General features: G+C 56.1%; 24 protein-coding genes and 1 pseudogene. 10 read left to right on the top strand and 15 right to left on the bottom strand.

The genetic code is table 11. The features are described from left to right. Positions 1–82 precede the first annotated feature (82 nt). Positions 83–1,036: an HTH-type transcriptional regulator MetR gene (gene metR / locus APU02_RS12515; protein ID WP_060570168.1), complete on the top strand. Its 954-nt coding sequence runs from the start codon at positions 83–85 to the stop codon at positions 1,034–1,036. Here the strand turns inward: metR and APU02_RS12510 are convergent. The 3 genes from APU02_RS12510 to pldB form a co-directional block, all read right to left on the bottom strand. Continuing rightward, on the bottom strand, positions 924–1,823 hold the full coding sequence (locus tag APU02_RS12510) for a carboxylate/amino acid/amine transporter (RefSeq protein WP_042292751.1): 900 nt from the start codon (positions 1,821–1,823) through the stop codon (positions 924–926). The genes metR and APU02_RS12510 overlap by 113 nt on opposite strands. A gap of 80 nt (positions 1,824–1,903) precedes the next feature. Further along, the gene (gene yigL, locus APU02_RS12505) at positions 1,904–2,704 is read right to left on the bottom strand and encodes a sugar/pyridoxal phosphate phosphatase YigL (protein ID WP_042292754.1); all 801 of its coding nucleotides are present in this window, start codon (positions 2,702–2,704) and stop codon (positions 1,904–1,906) included. Positions 2,705–2,712: 8 nt separating this feature from the next. Next, positions 2,713–3,735, bottom strand: coding sequence for a lysophospholipase L2 (gene pldB, locus APU02_RS12500; protein ID WP_060570167.1), 1,023 nt, complete (start codon positions 3,733–3,735; stop codon positions 2,713–2,715). A gap of 110 nt (positions 3,736–3,845) precedes the next feature. On the opposite strand from pldB, the gene rhtB reads away from it, so the two are divergent. Further along, positions 3,846–4,466 (top strand): homoserine/homoserine lactone efflux protein, encoded by a 621-nt coding sequence (gene rhtB / locus APU02_RS12495; RefSeq protein WP_042292759.1) that lies wholly within the window; start codon positions 3,846–3,848, stop codon positions 4,464–4,466. Between the two features lie 108 nt (positions 4,467–4,574). Further along, positions 4,575–4,649: pseudogene (locus APU02_RS26955) on the top strand (hypothetical protein); the annotation flags it as partial. Positions 4,650–4,663: 14 nt separating this feature from the next. On the opposite strand, the gene rhtC reads toward APU02_RS26955, so the two are convergent. From rhtC to pldA, 3 genes are all read right to left on the bottom strand, one after another. Beyond that, positions 4,664–5,284 carry a threonine export protein RhtC gene (gene rhtC, locus APU02_RS12490; protein WP_042292762.1) on the bottom strand — a complete coding sequence of 207 codons (621 nt, stop codon included), beginning with the start codon at positions 5,282–5,284 and terminating at the stop codon, positions 4,664–4,666. Between the two features lie 66 nt (positions 5,285–5,350). After that, positions 5,351–7,180 (bottom strand): ATP-dependent DNA helicase RecQ, encoded by a 1,830-nt coding sequence (gene recQ, locus APU02_RS12485; protein WP_042292863.1) that lies wholly within the window; start codon positions 7,178–7,180, stop codon positions 5,351–5,353. A 75-nt stretch (positions 7,181–7,255) separates the two neighbouring features. Continuing rightward, entirely contained in the window at positions 7,256–8,125 is an 870-nt protein-coding gene (gene pldA / locus APU02_RS12480; RefSeq protein WP_060570166.1) for a phospholipase A, read from the bottom strand. A gap of 165 nt (positions 8,126–8,290) precedes the next feature. Between pldA and yigI the strand changes: the two genes are divergently transcribed. Both yigI and rarD read left to right on the top strand, forming a co-directional pair. After that, positions 8,291–8,758 carry an acyl-CoA thioesterase YigI gene (gene yigI / locus APU02_RS12475; protein WP_042292767.1) on the top strand — a complete coding sequence of 156 codons (468 nt, stop codon included), beginning with the start codon at positions 8,291–8,293 and terminating at the stop codon, positions 8,756–8,758. 43 nt (positions 8,759–8,801) lie between these two features. After that, entirely contained in the window at positions 8,802–9,698 is an 897-nt protein-coding gene (rarD, locus tag APU02_RS12470; RefSeq protein ID WP_060570165.1) for an EamA family transporter RarD, read from the top strand. Positions 9,699–9,749: 51 nt separating this feature from the next. Here rarD and corA read toward each other — a convergent pair whose 3' ends face one another. From corA to APU02_RS12435, 8 genes are all read right to left on the bottom strand, one after another. Further along, positions 9,750–10,700: a magnesium/cobalt transporter CorA gene (gene corA, locus APU02_RS12465; RefSeq protein ID WP_042292773.1), complete on the bottom strand. Its 951-nt coding sequence runs from the start codon at positions 10,698–10,700 to the stop codon at positions 9,750–9,752. A gap of 151 nt (positions 10,701–10,851) precedes the next feature. Next, positions 10,852–10,908 (bottom strand): YsgD/CorL family protein, encoded by a 57-nt coding sequence (gene ysgD, locus APU02_RS26950; RefSeq protein WP_212723238.1) that lies wholly within the window; start codon positions 10,906–10,908, stop codon positions 10,852–10,854. Between the two features lie 269 nt (positions 10,909–11,177). Continuing rightward, positions 11,178–13,340 (bottom strand): DNA helicase II, encoded by a 2,163-nt coding sequence (gene uvrD, locus APU02_RS12460; protein ID WP_042292776.1) that lies wholly within the window; start codon positions 13,338–13,340, stop codon positions 11,178–11,180. Between the two features lie 90 nt (positions 13,341–13,430). Next, a complete protein-coding gene (yigB, locus tag APU02_RS12455; protein ID WP_060570164.1) occupies positions 13,431–14,147 on the bottom strand; it encodes a 5-amino-6-(5-phospho-D-ribitylamino)uracil phosphatase YigB in 717 nt (238 codons plus the stop codon). Then, positions 14,147–15,043: a tyrosine recombinase XerC gene (gene xerC, locus APU02_RS12450; protein WP_042292780.1), complete on the bottom strand. Its 897-nt coding sequence runs from the start codon at positions 15,041–15,043 to the stop codon at positions 14,147–14,149. The genes yigB and xerC overlap by 1 nt, the downstream gene beginning before the upstream one ends. Next, on the bottom strand, positions 15,040–15,747 hold the full coding sequence (locus APU02_RS12445; protein ID WP_042292783.1) for a DUF484 domain-containing protein: 708 nt from the start codon (positions 15,745–15,747) through the stop codon (positions 15,040–15,042). Before APU02_RS12445 ends, xerC begins: the two co-directional genes overlap by 4 nt. Further along, the gene (dapF, locus tag APU02_RS12440) at positions 15,744–16,568 is read right to left on the bottom strand and encodes a diaminopimelate epimerase (RefSeq protein ID WP_042292786.1); all 825 of its coding nucleotides are present in this window, start codon (positions 16,566–16,568) and stop codon (positions 15,744–15,746) included. The genes APU02_RS12445 and dapF overlap by 4 nt, the downstream gene beginning before the upstream one ends. 36 nt (positions 16,569–16,604) lie before the next feature. Continuing rightward, complete coding sequence (locus APU02_RS12435; RefSeq protein WP_042292789.1) at positions 16,605–16,808, bottom strand: lipoprotein; 204 nt, start codon at positions 16,806–16,808, stop codon at positions 16,605–16,607. Positions 16,809–16,947: 139 nt separating this feature from the next. On the opposite strand from APU02_RS12435, the gene cyaY reads away from it, so the two are divergent. After that, positions 16,948–17,268: an iron donor protein CyaY gene (gene cyaY, locus APU02_RS12430; protein WP_042292793.1), complete on the top strand. Its 321-nt coding sequence runs from the start codon at positions 16,948–16,950 to the stop codon at positions 17,266–17,268. A 60-nt stretch (positions 17,269–17,328) separates the two neighbouring features. On the opposite strand, the gene cyaA is transcribed toward cyaY, so the two are convergent. After that, positions 17,329–19,875: a class I adenylate cyclase gene (gene cyaA / locus APU02_RS12425; RefSeq protein WP_042292797.1), complete on the bottom strand. Its 2,547-nt coding sequence runs from the start codon at positions 19,873–19,875 to the stop codon at positions 17,329–17,331. A 388-nt stretch (positions 19,876–20,263) separates the two neighbouring features. On the opposite strand from cyaA, the gene hemC reads away from it, so the two are divergent. From hemC to hemY, 4 genes are read left to right on the top strand one after another with little or no spacing between them, the layout of a single operon-like run. Further along, complete coding sequence (gene hemC / locus APU02_RS12420) at positions 20,264–21,205, top strand: hydroxymethylbilane synthase (protein ID WP_060570175.1); 942 nt, start codon at positions 20,264–20,266, stop codon at positions 21,203–21,205. Beyond that, positions 21,202–21,942, top strand: coding sequence for a uroporphyrinogen-III synthase (gene hemD / locus APU02_RS12415; protein ID WP_060570163.1), 741 nt, complete (start codon positions 21,202–21,204; stop codon positions 21,940–21,942). Before hemC ends, hemD begins: the two co-directional genes overlap by 4 nt. A gap of 21 nt (positions 21,943–21,963) precedes the next feature. Further along, entirely contained in the window at positions 21,964–23,148 is a 1,185-nt protein-coding gene (hemX, locus tag APU02_RS12410) for a uroporphyrinogen-III C-methyltransferase (RefSeq protein WP_060570162.1), read from the top strand. Positions 23,149–23,150: 2 nt separating this feature from the next. Then, positions 23,151–24,347 carry a protoheme IX biogenesis protein HemY gene (gene hemY / locus APU02_RS12405; RefSeq protein WP_042292802.1) on the top strand — a complete coding sequence of 399 codons (1,197 nt, stop codon included), beginning with the start codon at positions 23,151–23,153 and terminating at the stop codon, positions 24,345–24,347. Positions 24,348–24,638 lie beyond the last annotated feature (291 nt).

The following is a 24,638-nucleotide window of genomic DNA, read 5'->3' as shown; positions in this document are numbered from 1 at the left end:
TCCAGATGTTTACACATCTATATTTGGCGGTTACTGTATATTCCTCAAGCGCAATTTGCTCATGCCGAAGTGAAGGACTTTCATGATCGAGATTAAACACCTGAAAACGCTCCAGGCGCTGCGGAATACCGGGTCGCTCGCCGCCGCCGCCGCGACGCTGCATCAGACCCAGTCCGCCTTGTCTCACCAGTTCAGCGATCTGGAACAGCGCCTTGGCTTTCGGCTGTTTATCCGTAAAAGCCAGCCGCTGCGCTTTACGCCGCAGGGTGAGATATTGTTACAGCTCGCCAACCAGGTATTGCCGCAGATTAGCCGCGCGCTGCAGGCCTGTAATGAACCGCAGCAAACACGCTTGCGCATCGCGATTGAGTGCCACAGCTGTATTCAGTGGCTGACCCCGGCGCTGGAGCAGTTCCGCGCGAAGTGGCCGCAGGTAGAGATGGATTTTAAATCCGGGGTGACGTTTGATCCGCAGCCAGCGTTGCAGCAGGACGAACTGGATCTGGTACTGACCTCCGACATTCTGCCGCGCAGCGGGCTGCACTATTCCCCAATGTTTGATTTCGAAGTGCGGCTGGTACTGGCGCCCGATCACCCGCTGGCCAGTCAAATCCAGATCTCACCGGAAGATTTAGCCAGTGAAACGTTGCTGATCTATCCGGTACAGCGCAGCAGACTGGACGTCTGGCGACATTTCCTGCAGCCCGCAGGCATCAGCCCGGCGCTGAAAAGCGTTGATAACACGCTATTGTTGATTCAGATGGTAGCGGCAAGAATGGGCATCGCCGCCCTGCCGCACTGGGTGGTGGAGAGTTTTGAGCGCCAGGGTCTGGTGGTCACCAAAACTCTGGGCGATGGGCTCTGGAGCCACCTTTACGCCGCCGTGCGCGACGGCGAACAGCGCCAGCCGGTGACCGATGCGTTTATTCGCTCGGCGCGCAGTCATGCCTGCGATCACCTGCCGTTTGTGCGGAGCGCGGAGCGACCCACTTTCGATGCACCCACAGAGAAGCCAGTATCACAACCGCGCCTGTGATAAAGCTCGGCCAGTGAGGCTGTTGATGCCAGATCGCCAGATTAACCAGCAGCCCGGCAGGCACATGCATGTTATTCATAATGCCTAACGTGCCGGCATCCACCTGCGTCGCCCCCACGTTCCACATGAAATAGCCGATACCTGACGCCGCCACGCCGAGGAAGACCAGAATGCCCCACTGCAGCGTCGTTTCTGGCATCTTCTGCGCATTGCCAAGCAAAGACCACGCCGCCACCGCCACCAGAAACGCGCCGACGTAGAACCAGGCGAACGCGTTGTACTGCGGCATAGGGCGGGTTTCCATTAGACGCTTGTAGCCCACCATGCCGATGGCAAAGCTGATATTGGAAAGCTGCACCAGCAGAAGGCCGGTCCAGAAGTGATCGGTGACCTGATCATAACGGATAATACCCGCGCCGATCACCGCCAGAAGGGCGCTAAACGCATATCCCCAGCGCAGGCGGCGTTTGCTCATCACGTCATAAATCAGCGTGATATAAAGCGGCGTCAGCACGGTAAACAACAACAGTTCCGACACGGTCAAATACAGATAGGCGTGGAAACTCAACATATACATTATGCCGAGCTGCATTGCGCCCACCAGCATATACAGCCCGACAGTTTTCAGGCTGTGGCCGCGCGTGCGCAGAAACGGTAAAAAGACCAACGCCGCCAGGCCAACCCGCACCAGCACGGCGAAATAGCTGTCGACGTGTCCGGCAAGGTATTCGCCGAACAGGCTAAAAGAAAACGCCCACAGGATGGTGGTAATGATGAGTAACGCCACAATGGAACTCTCCGGGTTCAAGGAGTATCCATTGTAGCGTAGAGTTAGGTTGACAACTGACTAACTAACGAACAATCACCTTAACGCAAAAACAGATTGCGCAGATAATGCGGCACCGCATCATCGGCATTAATCCCAATCACTTCCAGCTCGGCATGTAAATCTTTCAGACGCTGGTGGGCGTTGCCCATGATGCAGCCCTTGCCAGCCATCGACAGCATTTCCGCGTCGTTCATGCCATCACCAAAGGCGATGCAGTCGGTCAGGCTGTAGCCCATCGCCTTCGCCACGGCTTCCAGCGCGTGGCCTTTCGATACGCCGCCTGCCATCACCTCCAGACAGGTGAGCGTGGAAAAACTGACGTTCACGCGGTCGCCCCAGCGCGCGTTGATCGCCTGTTCCAGTGGCAGCAGCACCTCATGGCTGTCGCTGGTGAAGAATACCTTGCTGATGCCTTCCGGCTCCAGCAGCGCCGGCTCAAACAGGGAGTAGTTAAAGACTGCCTCTTTGAAAAAACGCATTTCATCCGGGCGGTGACGGTTCATAAACCATTCATCGTCACGATAGACATTCGTGATGATATCCGGGCTTGCGTTCACCACACCAAACAGATCGCTGGCGATATCGCGATCCAGATTATGGGTAAACACCAGATTGCCGTCCATATCATGCACCCGCGCACCGTTAGAGGTGATCATGTAGGACTTAATTTCCAGATTATCGCGGATTTGTCCCACGTCGACGTGGTGGCGACCGGTGGCAAAAACAAAGTTAACGCCACGCGCGGTCAGCAGTTTCAGTGTCTCTTTAGCGTAAGGAGATAGGGTATGGTCGGGCGAGAGCAGCGTGCCATCTAAATCAGACGCAACAACCTGATACATATAGAAATTCAACCTCTAAGCAAAGCGGTTTCCGCTGGTGAGTTATGCTTGTTGAAAAAATCAACAATAGCGTGAAGCGCGACTGAGCGCATGGCGTCCTTTTCAAAAAGGATCTCATGGTACGCGCCTTTGATGACAAGCGGTTGACCCCCTTCGATCGGGTGTCCCGCCGCGGCGCGGATTTCACAAAAACGGTAATGCATGCGGTTATCCACCACACGCTCTTCTTCGGCCTGGATCAGCAACGTTGGCGTGGCGTCGTCGCCCGCCCCGGCCAGCACATGCTCTGCCGCCAGGATGCCTTCACGTACCCAATGGTAGGTCGGGCCGCCCACGCGCAATTGTGGCTCATCGGCGTAAAACCGCAGGTTACGCCGATAACGCTGCCGACTGTGCGTTAACAAATTCATGCCAAACGGCAACGCCCGCCAGCGCCCGGTGCCAATCGCATAACCTTCACGGATGCGGGGATGCCCCTCGGCCCAGTCGAGAATATGGCGAACCATCCAGTCGGGCAGGCGCATCACAATACCAAACATCGGCGCGCATAGCGCGATCGCATCGCACTGGTTTGGATGACGTTGCAGAAACAAAGTCGCAATCGCGCCGCCCATCGAGTGCGCCAGAATGTAGCGCTTCCGCCACGGTCCCGGCTGCACTTCCTGTTCCCAGAACGCCGTTAAATCATCAACATAATCGTTGAAGTTATCGACATGACCACGGTGCGGATCCGATAACATGCGCCCGGAACGGCCCTGCCCCCGGTGATCAATGATCAGGACATCAAAGCCAAGATGAAACAGGTCATAGGCCAGTTCGGCATATTTAACGTAGCTTTCAATACGCCCCGGACAAACCACGATCACCCGATCGTTTTGCTCTGCGCGAAAACGGACGAAACGTACCGGCACGCTGTCTACGCCCGTAAATTCCGCTTCCTCCCGCTGGCGCCAGAAATCGGTCAGCGGTCCCATTGAGAACGCCGCGAACGCATTTTCTCTCGTTTCCCAGTCTTTTTGCTGCTGAAACATCAGGTATCCAGCCTCGTTTACCAGGTAAAATCGTTTTTTTGTCGTTGCCTGACACAACCGCACAACAGTAGCGTATTGTGGCATAAAAATAGACAATCAGGGAGTTTCCGATGACTTTCGAATGGTGGTTCGCCTACCTTTTGACGTCCATAATTTTGAGCCTTTCACCGGGCTCCGGCGCCATCAATACCATGACCACCTCCATTAACCATGGCTATCGTGGCGCAATGGCCTCTATCGCCGGGTTACAGGCGGGCCTGGCTATCCATATCGTGCTGGTCGGCGTCGGACTGGGAACGCTGTTCTCTCGGTCGGTACTCGCATTTGAGATACTGAAATGGGCGGGCGCGGCCTATCTGATCTGGTTGGGCATCCAGCAGTGGCGTGCAGCGGGGGCCATTGATTTGACCACAATGGCGAATACCCAATCCCGCGGACGTCTGTTTCAGCGCGCCGTCTTCGTCAACCTGACCAACCCGAAAAGCATCGTTTTTCTCGCCGCGCTGTTTCCACAGTTCGTCATGCCGAAGGAGCCGCAGCTGATGCAGTACATCATTCTCGGTGTGACGACGATTGTCGTTGATATTGTGGTGATGATTGGTTACGCGACGCTGGCGCAGCGAATTGCGCTCTGGATCAAAGGACCGAAGCAGATGAAGGCGCTGAATAAAGTGTTCGGTTCGCTGTTTATGCTGGTCGGCGCGCTACTGGCTTCGGCAAGGCATGCGTGACAAACGGAGTCGCGCTCGCAATACCTTGTTGACGATCAGAACGGTGGAATATTGACCGTCGAACCAGACAGCAAAGAAAGAAACAGGGTTCATTCTTTGCTGTTGAACGCAGTGTTGCTGGATAGACTGACTCAGCGGTTTATGCTGGAGCAGATGAGCGGACAACAAATTACCGTGCTGGTAAGGCGGGAAATAAATCAGCGCGAAATGATCAAATGGATGCCAAAGCCCGCAAACAGCGCGCCGGCAAAGCCGTCGATCCATTTCGCCAGCCGCTGATAGCCGCGACGCATCTGTGGCAGCGCAAACAGACTCGCCACCACCGTAAACCACGCGAATGTTTCCACGATAATCAGCACAAAGATACCCCAGCGCGCGGCGGTACCCACGTTATCGCCAACAAACAGGGAAAACACCGAACCGAAATAGATTATCGCTTTTGGGTTCGCCAGATTGGTCAGCAATCCCTTCAGAAAACTGCGTCCGCTCTGCGCCAGTTCAACCTGCGGCGCGGGCGCGGCAGTATCCTGCTTTTTCAGCGCGCCGCGTAGCATCTGGTAGCCCATCCAGCACAGATACAGACCGCCGCCGACCATAATAATGGTATGCAGCCAGGCCATTTTTTCAATAATCAGATGCAGGCCAAGCAGCGCGATGCCCGCCCAGACCATAACGCCACAGGTAATCCCCAGCACGCCCATCATCGCTTCTTTACGCGAGCGGCTGACGGCAGTCTGCGAGACGAAAAAGAAATCCGGACCCGGACTCATGAGCGCTACAATGTGCACCATCGCCACGGTGAGAAATAACATTAGCATGATCGAAATACTCGCGGGGGAAACAGTTCAGTGAGTAACCATCCTGGCACTTTTTTGCCTGGCTGACTACTCCTCGTCGTCACCGTCTACGTGAGCGCGAATCAGCGCCATAAATTCTTTACCGAAGCGTTCGAGTTTACGCATCCCGACACCGTTGACGCTGAGCATTTCGCTGGCGGAAACCGGCATCTGTTCGGCCATCTCAATCAGGGTGGCATCGTTAAACACCACGTACGGCGGGATATTTTCTTCGTCGGCGATCGCCTTACGCAACTTGCGCAGTTTTGCGAACAACTTGCGATCGTAATTGCCGCCGAAGGATTTCTGCATAACCCGCGGCTTAAGGGCTACGATACGCGGTACGGCAAGCTGAAGCGGCACTTCGCCGCGCAGCACCGGACGCGCCGCGTCGGTCATTTGTAACGCGGAATGCTGGGCGATATTTTGCGTCACCAGCCCCAGGTGGATCAGTTGACGGATCACGCTGACCCAGTGCTCATGGCTTTTCTCGCGTCCCATACCGTAGACTTTGAGCTTGTCATGTCCCAGTTCACGGATGCGCTGGTTGTTGGCGCCGCGGATCACCTCAACAACATACCCCATGCCAAAACGCTGGTTCACCCGGCCTATCGTCGAGAGGGCAATTTGCGCGTCCTGCAGGCCATCGTACTGTTTTGGCGGATCAAGGCAGATATCACAGTTGCCGCACGGCTCCTGCCGCCCTTCACCAAAGTAGTTGAGCAATACCAGGCGACGACAGGTTTGCGCCTCGGCAAACGCGCCCATCGCATTCAGCTTATGTCGCTCGATATCCTGCAGTTGCCCCTGCGGTTTTTCTTCCAGGCAGCGGCGCAACCACGCCATATCCGCCGGATCGTAAAACAGCATGGCTTCCGCAGGCAGGCCGTCACGACCCGCGCGTCCCGTCTCCTGGTAATAGGATTCAATGTTGCGCGGAATATCAAAATGCACCACAAAACGCACGTTGGGTTTGTTGATGCCCATGCCGAACGCCACGGTCGCCACCACGATTTGCAGGTCGTCGCGCTGGAATTTCTCCTGCACGTCCGCACGCACGTCATTTTCCAGCCCCGCATGGTACGCCGCCGCGCTAAGCCCGCGGCTTTGCAGGCGTGCGGCGGTATCTTCCACTTTCGCCCGGCTGTTGCAGTAAATGATGCCGGACTTGCCGCGCTGCTCCTGCACGTAGCGCATCAGTTGATCGAGCGGCTTAAATTTCTCCATCAACATGTAGCGAATGTTGGGCCGGTCAAAACTGCTGATCTGAATTAAGGGGTCGTTGAGGCCTAATAAACGGACGATATCCAGCCGGGTGGTTTCATCCGCCGTAGCGGTCAACGCCATGAACGGCAGCGCGGGGAAGCGCTGGCGAAGCTGGCCTAACGCCGCGTATTCCGGGCGAAAGTCGTGGCCCCACTGCGAAATACAGTGCGCTTCATCAACGGCCAGTAAGACGGGATTCCAGTGGGCAAGATGCTCGAGGAAGTTATCCAGCATCAGACGTTCAGGTGCGATATAGAGCAAACGAATCTTCCCGGTACGGCATCCTGCCATCACCTCATGTTGCTGTTCACGCGTCTGGGTCGAGTTCAGGCAGGCCGCCGCCACGCCGTTCGCCAGCAGCTGATCGACCTGGTCTTTCATCAGGGAAATCAGCGGCGAGACCACCACTGTTAACCCATCAAGGAGCAAAGCAGGGATTTGATAGCACAGGGATTTTCCGCCGCCGGTCGGCATAACCACCAGGCAGTCGCGTCCGGACATCGCAGTGTCGATGATCGCTTCCTGGCCCGGGCGAAACTGTTGGTAGCCAAAGGTCTCCTGCAAAACCTGTTTAGCTCCGGACTCCAGATTCAACACTTCCGCCTGCGCCACATTCACCCCGTTCGCCATCAAATAAAACAGGCGCTATTTTCAGCGCCTGAGAGAGAAACTGCAATGTTTAATCGATCAGAAGATATCGTTAAGCATCACGCCGACACCCACTCGCGTCTGGTTGAAGTTGTAATCGATAAGCGACTCGCCATAGCCGCTGTATACCTGGGTGTAAAGCCGAACGTGCTTCGTCAGCGGATAGCTCAGACCCAGTTCAGCGCCGCCGTAGCCGGTGTTCCAGTTATACTGTCCTTTCGCGCTCAGCACCGCATCGCCGAGGTGATACCCGATTTTCAACTGGTAATAGCCCATATATTTGGTGATATCGGGGTTATCGTCGGTGCTGCCGATGACGTACCACGGTTTCACCTCCACCAGCCAGTTGCCGTTTTCCGCCATCAGGCGCGTGTAAAGACGGTTCCAGCTACGTGAGGTTGGGTCCGAACGCCCGTTGGAATCATGGTTGTACCCCATTTCCACGTCGCGCAGCGTCCAGCCCGCAAAGCGATAATCGGTTGCAAAGCCGAGAAAAAGTTGTGGCTCGTAGTTGGTTTCACGAAACGGCGAGGACTCTTCGCTGTTGGAAAGCTGCCACCAGGATTTCTGAGTATACGACGCCCCCAGGACTGAATGGGGTCCCAGGAGCCCTCGCCACAGCGGGAATGCCAGGCTCAACTGGAATTTCACTTCGTCTTTGCGGGCGTTTTCAGACCAGTTATAAGTGCTGATCGCTTCTTTATTTAAGTCGCTGGTACTGGTGTAGATCAGGTAGTTGGTGTCGTAAGGGTAAAGCGTGAACGGATTGTCATGCTCCACCAGCATATTGGCGATGATACTGCCCTGTACCGACGGCGTGTCATGCACCTCTTTTACCGTCGCTTCTTGCGCAAAAGCGACCACTGGCAGCATAGCTGCCGTCCATAAACCACCCAGAATCGCCCGCATTCTTGTTGTTCTCCTGAACGAAATAGTTAAGTTTTGAATAAAAATTGTTTCCGCCATTCTACATATTTACTGGTGTTGCGGTTAGTTATCCCGTCTTAAAGTAGAAATCAACAAACAAGAAGCATAACATCAACATTTCATTAACCAATGGAGTGACGGAATCGTATGTCTGCTGTACTCACCGCGGAGCAAGCCCTGAAGCTTGTGGGCGAAATGTTTGTCTACCACATGCCGTTTAACCGGGCGCTGGGGCTGGAACTCGAACGCTACGAAAAAGAATTTGCCCAACTGGCGTTTAATAATCAACCGATGATGGTCGGTAACTGGGCGCAAAGTATTTTGCATGGCGGGGTGATCGCCTCAGCGCTGGATGTTGCCGCCGGACTGGTTTGCGTAGGTAGCACGCTGACCCGCCATGAAACCATCAGCGAAGACGAGCTACGTCAACGGCTGTCGCGAATGGGGACCATCGATTTACGCGTCGATTACCTGCGTCCGGGCAGGGGTAACCGTTTCACCGCTACCAGCAGCTTGCTGCGCGCCGGGAATAAAGTCGCCGTGGCGCGGGTGGAATTACACAATGAAGAGCAGTTATACATTGCCAGCGCCACCGCCACTTATATGGTAGGGTAAAACACGATAAACTGTTGTTACATTTCAGACACGAGTTTTCCCGATGGATGCAAAGCAAACGCGGCAGGGCGTGTTACTCGCTCTTGCCGCTTATTTTATTTGGGGCATCGCCCCTGCGTACTTCAAACTGATTCATTACGTTCCTGCGGATGAAATCCTGACGCACCGGGTGATCTGGTCATTCTTTTTTATGGTGGCGCTGATGAGCGTCAGCCGTCAGTGGTCCGGCGTCAAAACGCTGCTGCAGACACCGAAAAAGGTGTTCCTGCTGGCGTTGTCTGCCGTGCTGATTGGCGGTAACTGGCTGTTGTTTATCTGGGCGGTGAACAATCACCACATGCTGGAAGCCAGCCTCGGTTACTTCATTAATCCGCTGGTCAATATCCTGCTGGGAATGATTTTCCTCGGCGAACGCTTTCGCCGGATGCAGTGGGTGGCCGTGATTCTGGCGGTGTGCGGCGTGCTGGTGCAGTTATGGACCTTTGGGTCGCTGCCAGTCATCGCGCTGGGGCTGGCGTTTAGCTTTGCCTTTTACGGTCTGGTCCGTAAAAAGATTGCCGTGGAAGCACAAACCGGCATGCTGTTTGAAACGCTGTGGCTGTTGCCAGTGGCGGCGATTTACCTGTTTGGTATTGCGGACAGCACAACCAGCCACATGGGGCAAAACCCGCTGTCGCTTAATCTATTGCTGATCGCCGCAGGCGTCGTGACTACCGTCCCGCTGCTGTGCTTTACCGGCGCCGCAACCCGTTTGCGCCTCTCAACGCTGGGCTTCTTCCAGTACATTGGCCCGACGCTGATGTTCCTGCTGGCAGTCATGTTTTACGGCGAAGTGCCGGGGGCAGATAAGATGGTGACGTTCGCGTTTATCTGGGTGGCGCTGGCGATTTTTGTCGCCGATGCGATTTATACCCAGCGCCGGACGCGTAAAAGCGTGTGATTTACCCGTCCCCCTGACCCTCTCCTGTCTGGAGAGGGAACCCGCCAGGTTTTACAGCCAGTTCTTACGTTTAAAGTACAGATACGGCGCCAGCCCCGCGAGGATCATGAAGATAATCGCGCCAGGGTAGCCAAAGCTCCATTTTAGCTCCGGCATAAACTCAAAGTTCATCCCGTAACTGGATGCCACCAGCGTCGGCGGCAGGAACACTACGGAGACCACCGAGAAGATTTTGATGATGCGGTTCTGCTCGATGTTGATAAAGCCCATCGCCGCCTGCATCAGGAAGTTCACCTTCTGGAACAGAGATTCGTTGTGCGGCAGCAGGGATTCGATATCGCGTAAGATCTCGCGCGCCTGCTCCAGTTGACCACCCGGCAGACGCGCTTTGCGTACCAGGAAGTTTAGCGCGCGCTGGGTATCCATCAGACACAAACGCACCTTCCAGCCGATATCCTCCAGCTCCGCCAGCGTCGAAAGCGCTTCATCATATTCATCGCCCTGATGCCCTTCCATGATCACACGGCTAAGCTGTTCCAGGTCGCTGTAGATGTTTTCAATTTCATCCGCCAGCTGTTCGATTTTGGTTTCGAACAGATCGAGCAGCAGCTCATAGGCGTTACCGTCGACCATCGCCTGGCTACGGGCGCGCATGCGGTATAAACGAAACGCGGGCAGTTCGCGCTCACGCAGGGTAAACAGACGGCCATCGCGAATGGTAAACGCCACGGTGGAGTTACCGGCGTGATCTTCCGCGTCTTCAAAGAAGAAGAAGGAGTGGATGTGCAGGCCGTCTTCGTCTTCAAAAAAACGCGCGGATGCTTCGATGTCTTCCAGTTCGGGGCGGGTTGCCAGGCTCTGCCCCAGCTCGGATTGTACGCGCAAACGCTCGTCATCGTCCGGTTCGACCAGGTCGACCCACACGGCATCAATCAGGGTTTGTGATTCTTCGACTTCCAGCCGGCTCAGTCGATTGTTTTCCAGTTGAAATGCGCTCAGCATGACCGGGACTCCCAATGCGTAAAAATATCGGACAGTTCGGTGGGCACACAGAAACAAATTGGGTTTCAGACCATAAAAGCCTGACTCAGCGCGACGGGAAAAAATGCAGGTCGCTGACAACCGCTAAGGCCATCAGCAAAAAGGGATAGCCTTAGGAGTTGATCCTGGATGACAGGATAATGAGCCAGTATCTACTGGGTGTGTCCAAGGCGAATGTCCTCTTAGCGTAATCGTGCGCGCATGTTACGCCAGCAAAAATTTGCCGTCAACTCGCAACGGAACGCGAAAAAGTAATAATTTCCCCTTATGTAAAAAGGTTAGCAGAGAGGGGGGATTTATCTATGATTTCAGAATATTAAGCGGCGATGTGGAAGCGAAAAGCGTCTGTCTGATAAGACTGCCATTATCCGGGAATAAGCCAGGCCGGACGATGGCAAAACTCCCTTATCCGGCCTAAGAATCAATGCGTTAGCGCCATCAGACCGTTTCCAGCTTCGCGTATGCCGCGACCAGCCATTTTATCCCCTGTCCCTGGAAGGCGACCTGTAACCGGCTGTGCTCGCCGCTGCCTTCCAGATTCACAATGGTGCCGTCACCGAACTTCGCATGGCGCACGCGCTGGCCCAGCTTATACCCGGTATCGTTTTCTGCAAGGGGGGCGCCCATCCGCTGATGGCTGACCGGACGGCTGACCGTCGCCCGCAGGCGGACTTCTTCCACACACGCTTCCGGTAGTTCGCCGATAAAGCGCGACGGGCGGTGATAGACCTCTTTACCATACAGACGACGAGTTTCGGCGTAGGTCAGGGTAAGTTTTTGCATCGCGCGTGTTACGCCAACGTACGCCAGGCGGCGCTCTTCTTCCAGACGCCCCCCTTCATCCAGCGACATCTGGCTGGGGAACATCCCCTCTTCCATGCCGACGATAAACACCTGTGGGAATTCCAGCCCTTTCGCGGAGTGTAACGTCATGAGCTGAACCGCGTCCTGCCAGGTATCCGCCTGCCCTTCTCCCGCTTCCAGCGCCGCGTGGGAAAGGAACGCCTGCAGCGGCATTAAATCTTCATCTTCTTCGTTGTAGCTGAACTGACGCGTCGCCGTCACCAGTTCCTCTAAGTTTTCAATACGGGTTTGCCCTTTCTCGCCTTTTTCCTGCTCGTACATAGTGCGCAGACCGGAATCTTTAATCACCCGGTCAGTCTGCACGTGCAGCGGCATATCGGCGGTTTCCTGCGCCAGCGCGTCAATCAGCTCCATAAAACGCTGGAGCGCACTGGCGGCGCGTCCGGCCAGCGCTTTTTCTTGCAACAGGTCGCGACAGGCCTGCCAGAGAGTAAGCTGGCGATCGCGCGAGGTCTGGCGCACCACGTCAAGGGTGCGATCGCCAATCCCGCGGGTTGGCGTATTGACCACGCGTTCAAAAGCGGCGTCGTCATTGCGGTTCGCGATCAGGCGCAGGTAAGAGAGTGCGTCTTTAATTTCCTGACGTTCGAAGAAGCGCATACCGCCATAAATTCGGTACGGCATGCTGGCTTGCAGCAAGGCTTCTTCCAGCACGCGCGACTGGGCGTTGCTGCGGTAGAGAATGGCGCACTGTTCCAGCGCCCCACCGTTGTCCTGCCAGGTTTTGATGCGGTTAACCACAAACCGCGCTTCGTCCAGTTCGTTGAAGGCGCAGTAAAGCGAGATAGGCTCACCGTCAACGCCGTCGGTCCACAGTTTTTTCCCCAGTCGACCGTTGTTATTTTCAATCAGGGCGTTGGCCGCGCTCAGGATGTTGCTGGTCGAACGGTAGTTCTGCTCCAGACGAATGGTTTGCGCGCCGGGGAAGTCGTTGAGAAAGCGCTGGATATTTTCCACCTGCGCGCCGCGCCAGCCATAAATGGACTGGTCGTCGTCGCCCACAATCATCACTTTTCCGCTATCGCCCGCAAGCAAACGCACCCACGCGTACTGGATGTTATTGGTATCCTGAAATTCGTCCACCAGAATATTGGTGAAACGCTCGCGGTAGTGCTGAAGGATATGCGGTTTATTAAGCCATAGCTCATGGGCGCGCAGCAGCAGTTCGGCAAAATCCACCAGTCCGGCGCGATCGCACGCTTCCTGATAGGCCTGATACACCTTCTGCCAGGTCTGCTCTACCGGATTTCCAAAACTCTGTAGGTGGTGTGGCCGCAGCCCTTCGTCTTTCTGGCTGTTGATGAACCACATGGCCTGGCGCGGCGGCCACTGCTTCTCGTCAAGGTTCATCGCCTTGATCAGACGCTTGAGCAGACGCAACTGGTCTTCACTGTCCAGGATCTGGAAATCCTGCGGCAGGTTGGCGTCCATGTGGTGCGCACGCAGCAGCCGGTGTGCCAGCCCGTGGAAGGTCCCCACCCACATTCCGCCCTGGCTGGTGCCCATCAGTTGGCCGATACGGTGGCGCATTTCCGCCGCCGCTTTGTTGGTGAAGGTCACCGCCATAATCGAATACGGCGAGTTGTTCTCCACGGTCAGCAACCAGGCGATACGGTGTACCAGAACGCGGGTTTTACCACTCCCCGCCCCGGCGAGAACCAGCATGTTGCTGCGTGGCGCGGCCACCGCTTCGCGCTGTTTGTCATTGAGGCTGTCGAGCAGGTAAGAAACGTCCATTGGCACCGCCGCGTATAAGTAGGTAGGGCGGATAAGCGTAGCGCCATCCGCCAAAAAAAGCTGGGTATATATACAGAGTTCTGCTGGTGATTATATCAGCGTCGTGAGGGATGCCAACCGTGAAATTTCCATATGCGGCAACAAGCGGCTGTCATAGGTCTGCATCAGGTCAGCATTTTGCGGTTTGATCCAGCAGGCCTGCAAACCGCTGCGGATCGCTCCGGCAACATCGGTGGTCAGATCGTCGCCCACGTGCAGGATCTCGCCGATCGGCACGTTGAGTTTTTCCGCCGCCAGAAAGTACATGTCGCTAAACGGCTTTGAGCGACCATCCGGACCTGCGCGCAGCACAAATTCAAAATAGTCGCCAAGACCAAACAGTTCCGGCTGGGCGTTACCGTTGGTGATCGCCACCAGCGGCCATTTCTTCGCTAACGCCTTCAGCGTGTCATGGGTGGCTTGCGGCACATCGACCTGACTGCGCCATTTAGCAAAGTTCATCATCGCCGCATTTGCGCCTGCTATCGCGTCTTCCGCCGGGAGGCCCGCGTTGAGCATTGCCTGTTCCACCGCGCGATGCCGCCAGCGGGTCACATCGTGATAGATGTCCGGTTCCGCCTCGCGCACAACCTGGCGCAGGCGTTGCAGATCGGCATTCTGAATCGTGCGCAGCGCCGGATGATAATTTTGCACAAAGGCAAGCGCTTCCTGCTCGGTGCGCAGGATAACCGGACGGTTATCATAAAGGGTGTCATCGAGATCGAAGGTGATCGCGGAAATGTGCCCTAAAGGCCGGTAAAAACGCATTATTTCCCCCGTTTGGCGCGCGGGTGCGCCGCATCGTACACCGAGGCAAGGTGTTGAAAATCCAGATGAGTATAGATTTGCGTGGTGGAGAGGTTAGCGTGTCCTAACAGCTCCTGTACGCCACGCAGGTCGCCGCTTGACTCCAGCATGTGGGTCGCGAATGAATGACGTAACTTGTGCGGGTGGACGTGGCTGTTCAGTCCCTGTTTGATCCCCCACTCGGCAAAACGCTTCTGCACGTTACGCGCGGAGATCCGCTTGCCAAGCTTCGACAGGAACAGCGCGTCTTCTTCACTGCCAAACAGACCGCGCAGATCCAGCCAGTGTTCAATCCACGCCACTGCGTTCCGGCCAATGGGCAAACGGCGCTCTTTGCTGCCTTTCCCCATCACCCACACTTCGCCAGTGTCGAGATCGAGATGCTTAATATCCAGCCCCACCAGTTCGGACAAACGCAGCCCCGCGCCGTACATCACCTCCAGCATCGCCCGGTCGCGCACGGCGAGCGGATCGTTAAGGTCGATGTCCAGCAAACGGTTCATGTCGTCAACGTCGATATTTTTCGGCAAATGGCGAGGCGTTTTCGGCGCAGAAACGCCTTTCGCCGGGTTGGCGCTCAGTTTTCCTTCACTGACCATCCAGTCGAAGAAACTGCGCAACGCGGAAAGACGTAACGCCAGGCTGGCAGGGCCAAGCCCTTGTCGACGGCTGCGCGCCGCGAAACTGCGCACCATCGCCGCGTCACAGTGTTGCCAGCTCTCCAGTCCCGCCGCGGTAGCAAGGGCGATAATGGCATCCAACTGGCGCTGGTAGTTTTTCAGCGTAATGGGGCTAAGCTGGCGCTCCACGCCGAGATAGCGCAGGAAACGGTCGACATCGGTGTTGAAATCGCTCATACGCGTTCAATCCAGCGCTCCAGCAGATCCGGCAGCATCAGCGCGACCTCCTGCAGCAACTGCGTTCCCTGTCCCTGTTGATAATGATGCACATCGCGGCTGCTGAATACGATCACGCCCAAATCGCCGTCGCGCCCCAGCATCGACATCGCGACCGAGCCAATCGCTTTGGCTTCCGGCAGCACCACCAGCAACTCCGGACCGTTTAAAGGCCCAAGATAATGGTGTGCCTGCCCCAGTCGTTGAATACGCAGCGGTTCAAAGGCTTGCCGGTTTAGCGCCAGATGGGTGTAGCTCGACGGCGCGCCGAGTCGCCAGCGATCGGGAAACAAACGGACGGTCGCGCCCGCCAGCCCCAGATCCCGCGCCCAGCGATGAAAGCGCATTAACATATCATCCAGGCTGGTTGCAGCGACCAGCCGCCCCTGCAAATGCAGTAGACGGTAAAACAGGCTTTCGTTCGCTGTCGCCTGCGCCACCAGCAGCGACATGTTTTCTTCAAGAACGTTGATGTGATTACGCGCGCGCGCCATATGCCACTCAACCAGCGATACCGTGCCCCGCACCGGATGGGGAACACGCATCGCTTCCACCGCGTGCGCGTTGCGGATAAAGAATTCAGGATTCTTTTGCAGATAGTCGACGACCGCCCGGTCATCGAGTTCCATAAGCGTTTCCTGTAGTTCTTCCCCTGGCTGCTTCATAGATGGATAAACCCGTCGTAAACATGTGCCGCCGGACCTGTCATGTATAACGGATGGCCCGGACCTTTCCAGGCGATATCAAGGCGACCGCCCGGTAATTCGACGCGAACATCTTCCGCCAGCAGACCCTGTTGAATGCCGACGGCGACGGCCGCGCACGCACCGCTGCCGCAGGCTTGCGTCTCGCCCGCGCCGCGCTCGTAAACGCGTAAACGAATATGCTCACGCTTCACAACCTGCATAAAACCAATATTTGCCCGCTCGGGGAAACGCTCGTGGCTTTCCAGCACCGGTCCAAGCGTTTCCACTGCCGCCGTGTCGACGTCATCGACCTGAATCACGCAGTGCGGGTTTCCCATTGAAACCACGCCGCACAATATTGTCTGCTCGGCGGCGCGCATAATATAGGTCTTTTCCGCTTTGTTCGCGCGAAACGGCACTTGAGACGGCTCGAAATTGGGTTCCCCCATGTTCACCCGCACCAGCTCGTCGTCCGTTACGCTCAGCACCATTCGGCCATTGGCCGTACTGACGCGAATATCGCGTTTATTGGTCAGCCCTTTCAGGCGCACAAAACGCGCGAAGCAGCGCGCGCCATTACCGCACTGGGACACTTCGCTGCCGTCGGCATTGAAGATGCGATAATGAAAATCCAGCTCCGGATCGTACGGCGGCTCGACCACCAACAATTGGTCAAATCCCACGCCCAGATGCCGGTCAGACAGGCGGCGGATGAGTTCCGGTGAAAAAAAGACATTCTGCGTTACCGCGTCGACGACCATAAAATCGTTGCCAAGGCCATGCATTTTAGAGAATTGCATTATTCACTCCGTTCACGCGGGGACAGAAACACACCGTCAGTAGTTCACCTGCGTTGGCCCGTCTCCCGTTGCGCGATCGTTTTGATCGGGCGTCGTTGATTGCGTTTGCGGATCAACAGGTTTGGTCGGCGGCGGCGCGTTTTTATCGGCTGGCGGGAAATAAAGCGGACCTTTTAAGCCACAGCCCGTCAGGCTGAACAGAGTCAGAAGTACAGCGAGTGCCTGAAACACGTTTTTCATTATGGATTGCCTGTAAGTTCATGCTTTCTGCTTTCTATCATCGCAGGAGAAGACGTAAAAGCAAGAGTTTGCCAGTAATCTGCAACACGTTTTGTTTCGCGTTATACTGCCGCCATCACGAAAAAAACGGGAAACGACAATGAACGACAGTGAATTCCATCGCCTGGCAGATACCCTGTGGATGACCATCGAAGAACGTCTGGACGATTGGGACGGTGACAGCGATATCGACTGCGAGATCAATGGCGGCGTGCTGACCATTAGCTTTGAAAACGGCAGCAAAATTATTATCAACCGTCAGGAACCGTTGCATCAGGTATGGCTGGCAACCAAACAGGGCGGTTACCATTTTGACCTGAAAGGCGACGAATGGGTGTGCGACCGCAGCGGCGAAACCTTCTGGGATCTGCTGGAACAGGCGGCAACGCAGCAGGCGGGCGAGACGGTCAGCTTCCGCTAAGTTTGTTTCAGGTTCGTCCGAATGTCGGCCCGATAAGCGAAGCGTCATCGGGCGCGATAATTACGAAAAGTACTGTTGCAGCAGCGGCGCGTCGTTATCCTGGTTGGCCGGCGGGACGTTGCTGATAGATTGTGCGCGGAACGGGATCACCTGGGCGCGCCCGTCGGTTTTCACAATCTGATAAAACTGCGGCAGGTTGAAATTTATGAAGCTGGAGCCGTAGGTAAAGCGGTCATGCGAAGACGAGTAGAAGCGGCTGACGTCACGCACCAGCTCTTCCTTACTGCCTTCGCAGTGATGATACACTTCCGCACGGTTGCTCTCGTCCAGAATGTAAATATTAAAGCCCTTCTCATCGCCGGTTTCTTCAAAGAAGAACTGGATGATCCCTTCGCTGGCAAAGCCATCCACCACCGGCGGCAGCTTCACCTGGTTCGTTTCCACCTGCACGGAAAGGCCGTGCAGCTTGTTATGCGAAATCGCGCCGTAAAACTCAATGGCGTTTTCCAGCTTCTGCACCGACACGTTAAGGCGCTCAAAGAACAGGCCCCAGGTCTGGCCGGAAACGCGCAGCGCCTTAAAGCGTCCCGTTTCCTGGCGGGTGCTGGAAAGACGCAGTTCAATGCATTCGGAAACCAGTTGCTGTACGCGGGTACGAATTAAGCCGCGCAGATGCTGGCTGTAGCAGAACACTTCCACGCTGTCCGGCGGCGCGGCATCCTGGTGCATTTTGCCGAGAATCGTCTTCAGCGCTTCGATCATCGCCTGTTCGCCGTTAAAGTGCAGGGTACGCACTTCGTTCCACGAGTTGCGGTACAACAGGTCAACGCTGCCGACCAGGCAATTTTGCTCTTCGCCAAAGCTGAACACATCCAGTTTACGGAAGTCGAAATGCACCACCTGATTGCGGAACGCCGCCGTCGGGTCATATTCAAGGTTAACGATAATCGCCAGATGGCGAATTTCACACGGACTGTAGAGCGCTTTCGGCGTCGGCGCTGGCAGACGCAACGGGAAGTGATGCGAAACATCCGCCACCATCTCCTGCAGCTTCGGCAGGTCCACAATACCGTTGCCCTTAATAAACAGATGCGTCCGCGAGGTCAGCAGGCCGTTAAACCACGCCCAGGCCACCAGTTTGTTCAGATAGCGGTTATATTCCAGCGGTTGATGGCTGATGATCGAATCCATGTTCGGCGCGCGGTTATAAAGATACCAACCTGAACGGTTGGCGCGGCCCGGCGGCACATGGATAAAGGTTAAATTCGGTTCAGAGAGATCGGGCGAAATCTGCGGGTTCACCAGCGTGACTTTACCCGGCAGGGCTTCAAACGCCGCGTACAGTTTACGGGTAAGAACGCCGATATCCTGCGGACTGGCGCTAACGCTAAGATTATTCCTGCGCGCAAAGCGGATCAGATTACGATAGCTTTGCATCATGGCGTCGAGCAGCTCGTTATGCGCTTCACGCACCTGATCGATCTTCCAGTTTGCCCGGTTATCGAGCATAGCCAGACGGGCGTCGTCCCATCCCCATTCGTTCACTAACTGGCTCAGTACCTCACGTCGCCAGCCCACACAGGCGCGCTCGCGGCTCAGTTTCTCGCACACTTTCAGATAGAAACATCGACGCACCAGATCCAGGCGCGTCGGATCTTCAATCGCCGTGAGATATTCAGTAACGCGCTCCAGCATCATGCAGTATGGATCGAGCCCAAATGAGACAATTTCGCCGTCGTGCAGGCGCTGTTTAATGTCTTTTGCCAGCAGGCGCGGATTGGGGTATTCCCAGGAATAAGCCTCAAGCAGCAGCGTTTTGAGCACCGCTTTGTAGGGGGAATCTATGCTTTTATACAGTTGCCACAGGCTGGCGCCGAAGTATTCCTCGGCGGAGAGTGAGCTTAAGCCGCCCAGATCCAGCCATTCGTTCGGCGTGAGCACGCCCTGCGCGTAGAGCGTCATCACGTAGTCATCATAATGCTCTTCTTCGTCGCCCGGCACCATATTCCACAGAATACGCTTACCGGCGAGGCGCACAGCAGTGCGGTAAAATTCGTCGAGCAGCAGGATGTGCTGGGTGGAGCCACAGTCCTCTCCCCCCAGGCTACCGCTTTCATTGTGACGGAAACGGTTTTCATCGATCAGGAAGAAGCTGACTTCCACCCCCAGCGAGGCGGCCCAGCTTTCCAGCAGGCTGCATTTTCGTTGCAGAAGTTGGCGCTCTTCACTGTCGAGCCACGACTGGTGGCATACCCAGATATCCAGGTCAGACGAACAGCTTTGCCCAACGGAGGAGGTGCTGCCCATTGAGTAAACGCCAGTGATAGGCAATTCGCCCTTCGGCGGATCCTGCGGCGCGAGTCCGCGGTGCAGTTCCAGTTCGTTCAGGTAGTGGCGTTGGGTTTCATCAGGCGTGTAGAAGCAAATGCCTCGGGGAACGTTACCATCGAGGTACCCCGGCATCAGCGGATGGTGGTAATGCAATAATGTCGGCAGAAGACTGTACACCTGCTGAAAAGCAGGTCCCATGGCAGCAAGCGCGCGATCCACGCGCAATTGATTTATGGCATCCAGTCTCTGTTTCAGAGTCTCAATATAGAGGTACAAGACGTATCGCCTGATGTTGCTACCCGTCATGTTGTCGATCGTCGCAGTAAGAACGCCTGCGCGCGACCTTCACCATTCGGGATAAACCGTATGTCAAAAAAACCGTTACCCTTTTCGCCCGTATTTTTGTGCTTACCGACGAAAAAATGGTCTAAAACGTGATCAATTTAACACCTTGCTCATTGACCGTAAAGAAAGATGCACTACATACAAGTGTAGCACCAATCGCTGCGCGTAAATTCTGTAATACGATCGGGCGGCTTCTCGTCATTATTTACTGCCAGCTGTCGCGCTGCGTCTTATCCTTTACTTACCTTTGACCGTAACACTGCCATCCCACTTGTAAGGATGTTAGGATGAACCACGGACGATAATGACGGTAACAAGCATGTTAGACAATGTTTTAAGAATTGCCACACGCCAAAGCCCCCTTGCGCTCTGGCAGGCACATTATGTCAAAGACGCGCTGATGGCAAATCATCCCGGCCTGGTGGTGGAACTGGTGCCGATGGTGACGCGTGGCGACGTCATTCTTGACACCCCGCTGGCCAAAGTGGGCGGTAAAGGCTTGTTCGTGAAAGAACTCGAAGTCGCGCTACTGGAAAAACGCGCCGATATCGCAGTGCACTCAATGAAAGATGTCCCGGTCGAATTCCCGGAAGGGCTGGGGCTGGTGACTATCTGCGAACGCGAAGATCCGCGTGACGCCTTTGTTTCAAATACCTTCAATACACTCGACGAATTGCCCGCAGGCAGTATTGTGGGCACGTCGAGCTTACGCCGCCAGTGCCAGCTCGCCGAGCGCCGTCCGGATCTTATTATCCGTTCCCTGCGCGGCAACGTCGGCACGCGTTTAAGCAAACTGGATAACGGCGACTACGACGCGATTATTCTTGCCGTTGCAGGCCTCAAACGCTTAGGACTTGAATCACGCATCCGTACCGCGCTGCCGCCGGAAATTTCGCTCCCTGCAGTGGGCCAGGGCGCGGTCGGCATTGAATGCCGTCTTGATGATACGCGCACCCAGGCGCTGCTGGCGCCGCTGAATGACGAGATCACCGCGCTGCGGGTGAAAGCTGAGCGCGCCATGAACACCCGTCTGGAAGGCGGCTGCCAGGTGCCGATTGGCAGCTATGCTGAAATGATTGATGGCGAAATTTGGCTGCGTGCGCTGGTTGGCGCCCCGGACGGTTCGGTGATGGTGCGCGGTGAACGTCGCGGTACCCCCGATCAAGCCGAGCAGATGGGCATCTCGCTTGCCGAAGAGCTGCTGGACAACGGCGCCCGCGCTATTCTGACGGAAGTGTATAACGGAGAGTCCCCCGCATGAGCATTCTGGTCACCCGCCCGTCTCCCGCAGGGGAGGAATTAGTGAGCCGTCTGCGCGCACTGGGGCAGGAGGCCTGGAGCTTTCCGCTCATCGAATTCACGCCGGGGCGCGATCTGTCGCGACTCCCCGAGGCGCTGGCGGCGCTGACGGATAACGATCTGCTGTTTGCGCTGTCGCAACACGCGGTCTCTTTTGCCCATGCGCACCTGGAGCGGCAAAGGGAGAAGTGGCCCGCTGAACCGCGCTATTTCGCCATTGGCCGCACCACCGCGCTGGCGCTTCATACCGTCAGCGGTCACGATATTCGCTACCCGCAGGATCGGGAAATTAGCGAAGTGTTGCTACAATTACCTGAATTACAAAATATTGCAGGTAAACGGGCGCTGATCTTACGCGGTAACGGCGGTCGGGAACTGTTGGGGGAAACCCTGACGACGCGCGGCGCTGACGTGGCGTTTTATGAATGTTATCAACGCAGCGCTAAACATTACGATGGCGCGGAAGAAGCGATGCGCTGGCAGTCGCGCGGGGTGACGACGGTGGTTGTCACCAGCGGCGAAATGCTGCAACAGCTTACCGCGCTGATTCCGCAGTGGTATCGCGAAAACTGGTTACTACGCTGCCGGCTTATTGTCGTCAGTGAGCGTCTGGCGCACCTCGCCCGGGAACTGGGCTGGCAAGATATTCAGGTCGCCGATAACGCCGACAACGATGCGCTACTGAGCGCATTACAATAACTCTCATAATGGGAAGCCATAATGACGGAACAAGAAAAATCCTCCGCCGTGGTTGAAGAAACCAGGGAGGCCGTGGACACCACGCCACAGCCAGTAAAAGCTGAAAAAAAGAGTAAGAACAGCACCGCGCTAGTCCTGAGCGCAGTGGCTATCGCGATTGCGCTGGCGGCGGGCGTTGGGCTTTATGGCTGGGGGAAACAACAGGCAACCACCCAAAGCGCCGCGAACGATGCGCTGGTTAATCAACTGACCGCGCTGCAAAAGGCGCAGGAAAGCCAGAAAGCGGAGCTGGAAGGCATTATCAAACAGCAGGCGACACAGCTTGAGCAGGCCAATCGCCAGCAAGCCGAACTGTCCAGACAACTGGATGAAGTGCAGCAAAAAGTCGCCACTATTTCCGGTAGCGATGCAAAAACCTGGCTGCTGGCGCAGGCGGATTTCCTCGTTAAGCTGGCAGGGCGTAAGTTGTGGAGCGATCAGGATGTCACCACGGCGGCGGCATTGCTGAAAAGCGCCGACGCCAGCCTGGCGGACATGAACGATCCGAGCCTGATCGCTGCTCGTCGGGCGATTACCGACGATATTGCCAGCCTCTCCGCGGTTTCCCAGGTGGATTACGACGGCATTATCCTGAAGGTCAATCAGCTGTCTAATCAGATCGATAACCTGCGTCTGGCCGATAACGACAATGACGGTTCGCCGATGGATGCAGACAGCCCTGAGCTTTCCAGTTCGATCAGTGAATGGCGCATTAATCTGCAAAAAAGCTGGCAGAACTTTATGGACAGCTTTATTACCGTTCGTCGTCGCGACGACACCGCCGTGCCGCTACTGGCGCCGAATCAGGATGTCTATCTGCGGGAGAACATTCGCTCTCGTCTGTTAGTCGCCGCGCAGGCAGTGCCGCGTCATCAGGAAGAAACCTACCGCCAGGCGCTGGATAATGTCTCAACCTGGGTACGCGCTTACTACGATACTGACGACGCCACCACCAAAGCCTTCCTTGAAGAAGTGGATAAGCTCAGCCAGCAGAACATCACGATGGACGTGCCGGAAACGCTGCAAAGCCAGGCCATTCTTGAGAAATTAATGCAGACCCGTGTGCGTAACCTACTGGCGCAACCAACCGCGACAACAACGGAAGCCGCGCCTGCACCTGCCGCACCGCAGGCTGAAGCCCCGGCAGCCGCGCCGCAAGGAGAATAATGATGCTGAAAGTATTATTGCTCTTTGTGCTGTTGATAGCCGGGATCGTGGTGGGGCCGATGATCGCCGGCCACCAGGGCTACGTGCTGATCCAGACCGATACATATAACATCGAAACCAGCGTCACCGGGCTGGTCATCATCCTGATCCTTGCGATGGTGGTGCTGTTTGCCATCGAATGGGTGCTGCGCCGAATCCTTCGTACCGGCGCCCATACGCGCGGCTGGTTCGTTGGCCGTAAGCGTCGTCGCGCGCGTAAGCAAACGGAACAGGCGCTGCTGAAGCTGGCGGAAGGCGACTACCAACAGGTTGAAAAGCTGATGGCGAAAAACGCCGACCATGCCGAACAACCGGTCGTAAACTATCTGCTGGCGGCGGAAGCGGCGCAACAGCGCGGCGATGAAGCGCGCGCTAATCAGCATCTGGAACGCGCAGCGGAACTGGCAGGTAACGACACCATTCCGGTGGAGATTGCCCGCGTACGCCTGCAGCTGGCGCGTAATGAGAACCATGCGGCGCGTCACGGCGTTGATAAACTGCTGGAAGTCACGCCACGTCATCCGGAAGTACTGCGTCTGGCGGAACAAGCCTACATCCGCACCGGCGCGTGGAGTTCACTGCTGGATATTATCCCGTCAATGGCGAAAGCCAACGTCGGCGACGAAGAACATCGCGCCGCGCTGGAGCAGCAGGCGTGGATTGGTTTGATGGATCAGGCGCGAGCCGATCAGGGCAGCGAAGGGTTACGTGAATGGTGGAAACACCAGAGCCGTAAAACACGCCATCAGGTCGCCCTGCAGGTGGCAATGGCTGAACACCTGATCGAGTGTGACGATCACGATATGGCGCAGCAGATTATCATCGACGGCCTGAAGCGCCAGTATGACGATCGTCTGGTGCTGCCAATCCCTCGTCTGAAAACCAACAACCCGGAACAGCTGGAGAAAGTGCTGCGTCAGCAGATCAAGACCGTGGGCGATCGTCCGCTGTTGTGGAGTACGCTGGGGCAATCGCTGATGAAGCACGGTGAATGGCAGGAAGCGACTATCGCCTTCCGCGCCGCGCTTAAGCAGCGTCCGGACGCGTATGATTACGCCTGGCTTGCCGACGCGCTGGACCGACTGCATCAGCCGGAAGAAGCGGCCACCATGCGCCGCGACGGCCTGATGCTGACCTTGCAGAACAATCCCCCGCAGTAATACCTCTCTCACGCCCGGTGACGCTTCGCTTACCGGGCCTGCAATGCCCGTACGCTAATCGCATAAAAAAACGCCTGCTCTTTTAGGGGAGCAGGCGTCAAAACAGGTCTGTATGACAACATAAAGGGGTGCTTCACTCAACGTTATGTCCATGGTGTTTGATGAGGCCGAAGCGACATCTGTCAGTGGACGATAAGCACCGTAAACGGCTCTGCATCATTCCTGAGTTTATGAGGCACTATGGCGAGCATAAGAGATGGAATGAGCATCTACGCGTATATTATTGCACAT

It is taken from the genome of Citrobacter sp. 50677481, from assembly GCF_001463265.1.
Classification (GTDB): Bacteria; Pseudomonadota; Gammaproteobacteria; order Enterobacterales; family Enterobacteriaceae; genus Citrobacter_A; species Citrobacter_A sedlakii.
This window is presented reverse-complemented; position numbering and strand designations above follow the sequence as displayed.

What these genes read in the sequence shown, in the direction of transcription:
- metR (WP_060570168.1), top strand. Translation starts at nt 83, where the DNA reads ATGATCGAGATTAAACACCTGAAAACGCTCCAGGCGCTGCGGAATACC.
- yigL (WP_042292754.1), bottom strand. Translation starts at nt 2,704, where the DNA reads ATGTATCAGGTTGTTGCGTCTGATTTAGATGGCACGCTGCTCTCGCCC.
- pldB (WP_060570167.1), bottom strand. Translation starts at nt 3,735, where the DNA reads ATGTTTCAGCAGCAAAAAGACTGGGAAACGAGAGAAAATGCGTTCGCG.
- rhtB (WP_042292759.1), top strand. Translation starts at nt 3,846, where the DNA reads ATGACTTTCGAATGGTGGTTCGCCTACCTTTTGACGTCCATAATTTTG.
- rhtC (WP_042292762.1), bottom strand. Translation starts at nt 5,284, where the DNA reads ATGCTAATGTTATTTCTCACCGTGGCGATGGTGCACATTGTAGCGCTC.
- pldA (WP_060570166.1), bottom strand. Translation starts at nt 8,125, where the DNA reads ATGCGGGCGATTCTGGGTGGTTTATGGACGGCAGCTATGCTGCCAGTG.
- yigI (WP_042292767.1), top strand. Translation starts at nt 8,291, where the DNA reads ATGTCTGCTGTACTCACCGCGGAGCAAGCCCTGAAGCTTGTGGGCGAA.
- rarD (WP_060570165.1), top strand. Translation starts at nt 8,802, where the DNA reads ATGGATGCAAAGCAAACGCGGCAGGGCGTGTTACTCGCTCTTGCCGCT.
- corA (WP_042292773.1), bottom strand. Translation starts at nt 10,700, where the DNA reads ATGCTGAGCGCATTTCAACTGGAAAACAATCGACTGAGCCGGCTGGAA.
- uvrD (WP_042292776.1), bottom strand. Translation starts at nt 13,340, where the DNA reads ATGGACGTTTCTTACCTGCTCGACAGCCTCAATGACAAACAGCGCGAA.
- yigB (WP_060570164.1), bottom strand. Translation starts at nt 14,147, where the DNA reads ATGCGTTTTTACCGGCCTTTAGGGCACATTTCCGCGATCACCTTCGAT.
- xerC (WP_042292780.1), bottom strand. Translation starts at nt 15,043, where the DNA reads ATGAGCGATTTCAACACCGATGTCGACCGTTTCCTGCGCTATCTCGGC.
- APU02_RS12445 (WP_042292783.1), bottom strand. Translation starts at nt 15,747, where the DNA reads ATGAAGCAGCCAGGGGAAGAACTACAGGAAACGCTTATGGAACTCGAT.
- dapF (WP_042292786.1), bottom strand. Translation starts at nt 16,568, where the DNA reads ATGCAATTCTCTAAAATGCATGGCCTTGGCAACGATTTTATGGTCGTC.
- APU02_RS12435 (WP_042292789.1), bottom strand. Translation starts at nt 16,808, where the DNA reads ATGAAAAACGTGTTTCAGGCACTCGCTGTACTTCTGACTCTGTTCAGC.
- cyaY (WP_042292793.1), top strand. Translation starts at nt 16,948, where the DNA reads ATGAACGACAGTGAATTCCATCGCCTGGCAGATACCCTGTGGATGACC.
- hemC (WP_060570175.1), top strand. Translation starts at nt 20,264, where the DNA reads ATGTTAGACAATGTTTTAAGAATTGCCACACGCCAAAGCCCCCTTGCG.
- hemD (WP_060570163.1), top strand. Translation starts at nt 21,202, where the DNA reads ATGAGCATTCTGGTCACCCGCCCGTCTCCCGCAGGGGAGGAATTAGTG.
- hemX (WP_060570162.1), top strand. Translation starts at nt 21,964, where the DNA reads ATGACGGAACAAGAAAAATCCTCCGCCGTGGTTGAAGAAACCAGGGAG.
- hemY (WP_042292802.1), top strand. Translation starts at nt 23,151, where the DNA reads ATGCTGAAAGTATTATTGCTCTTTGTGCTGTTGATAGCCGGGATCGTG.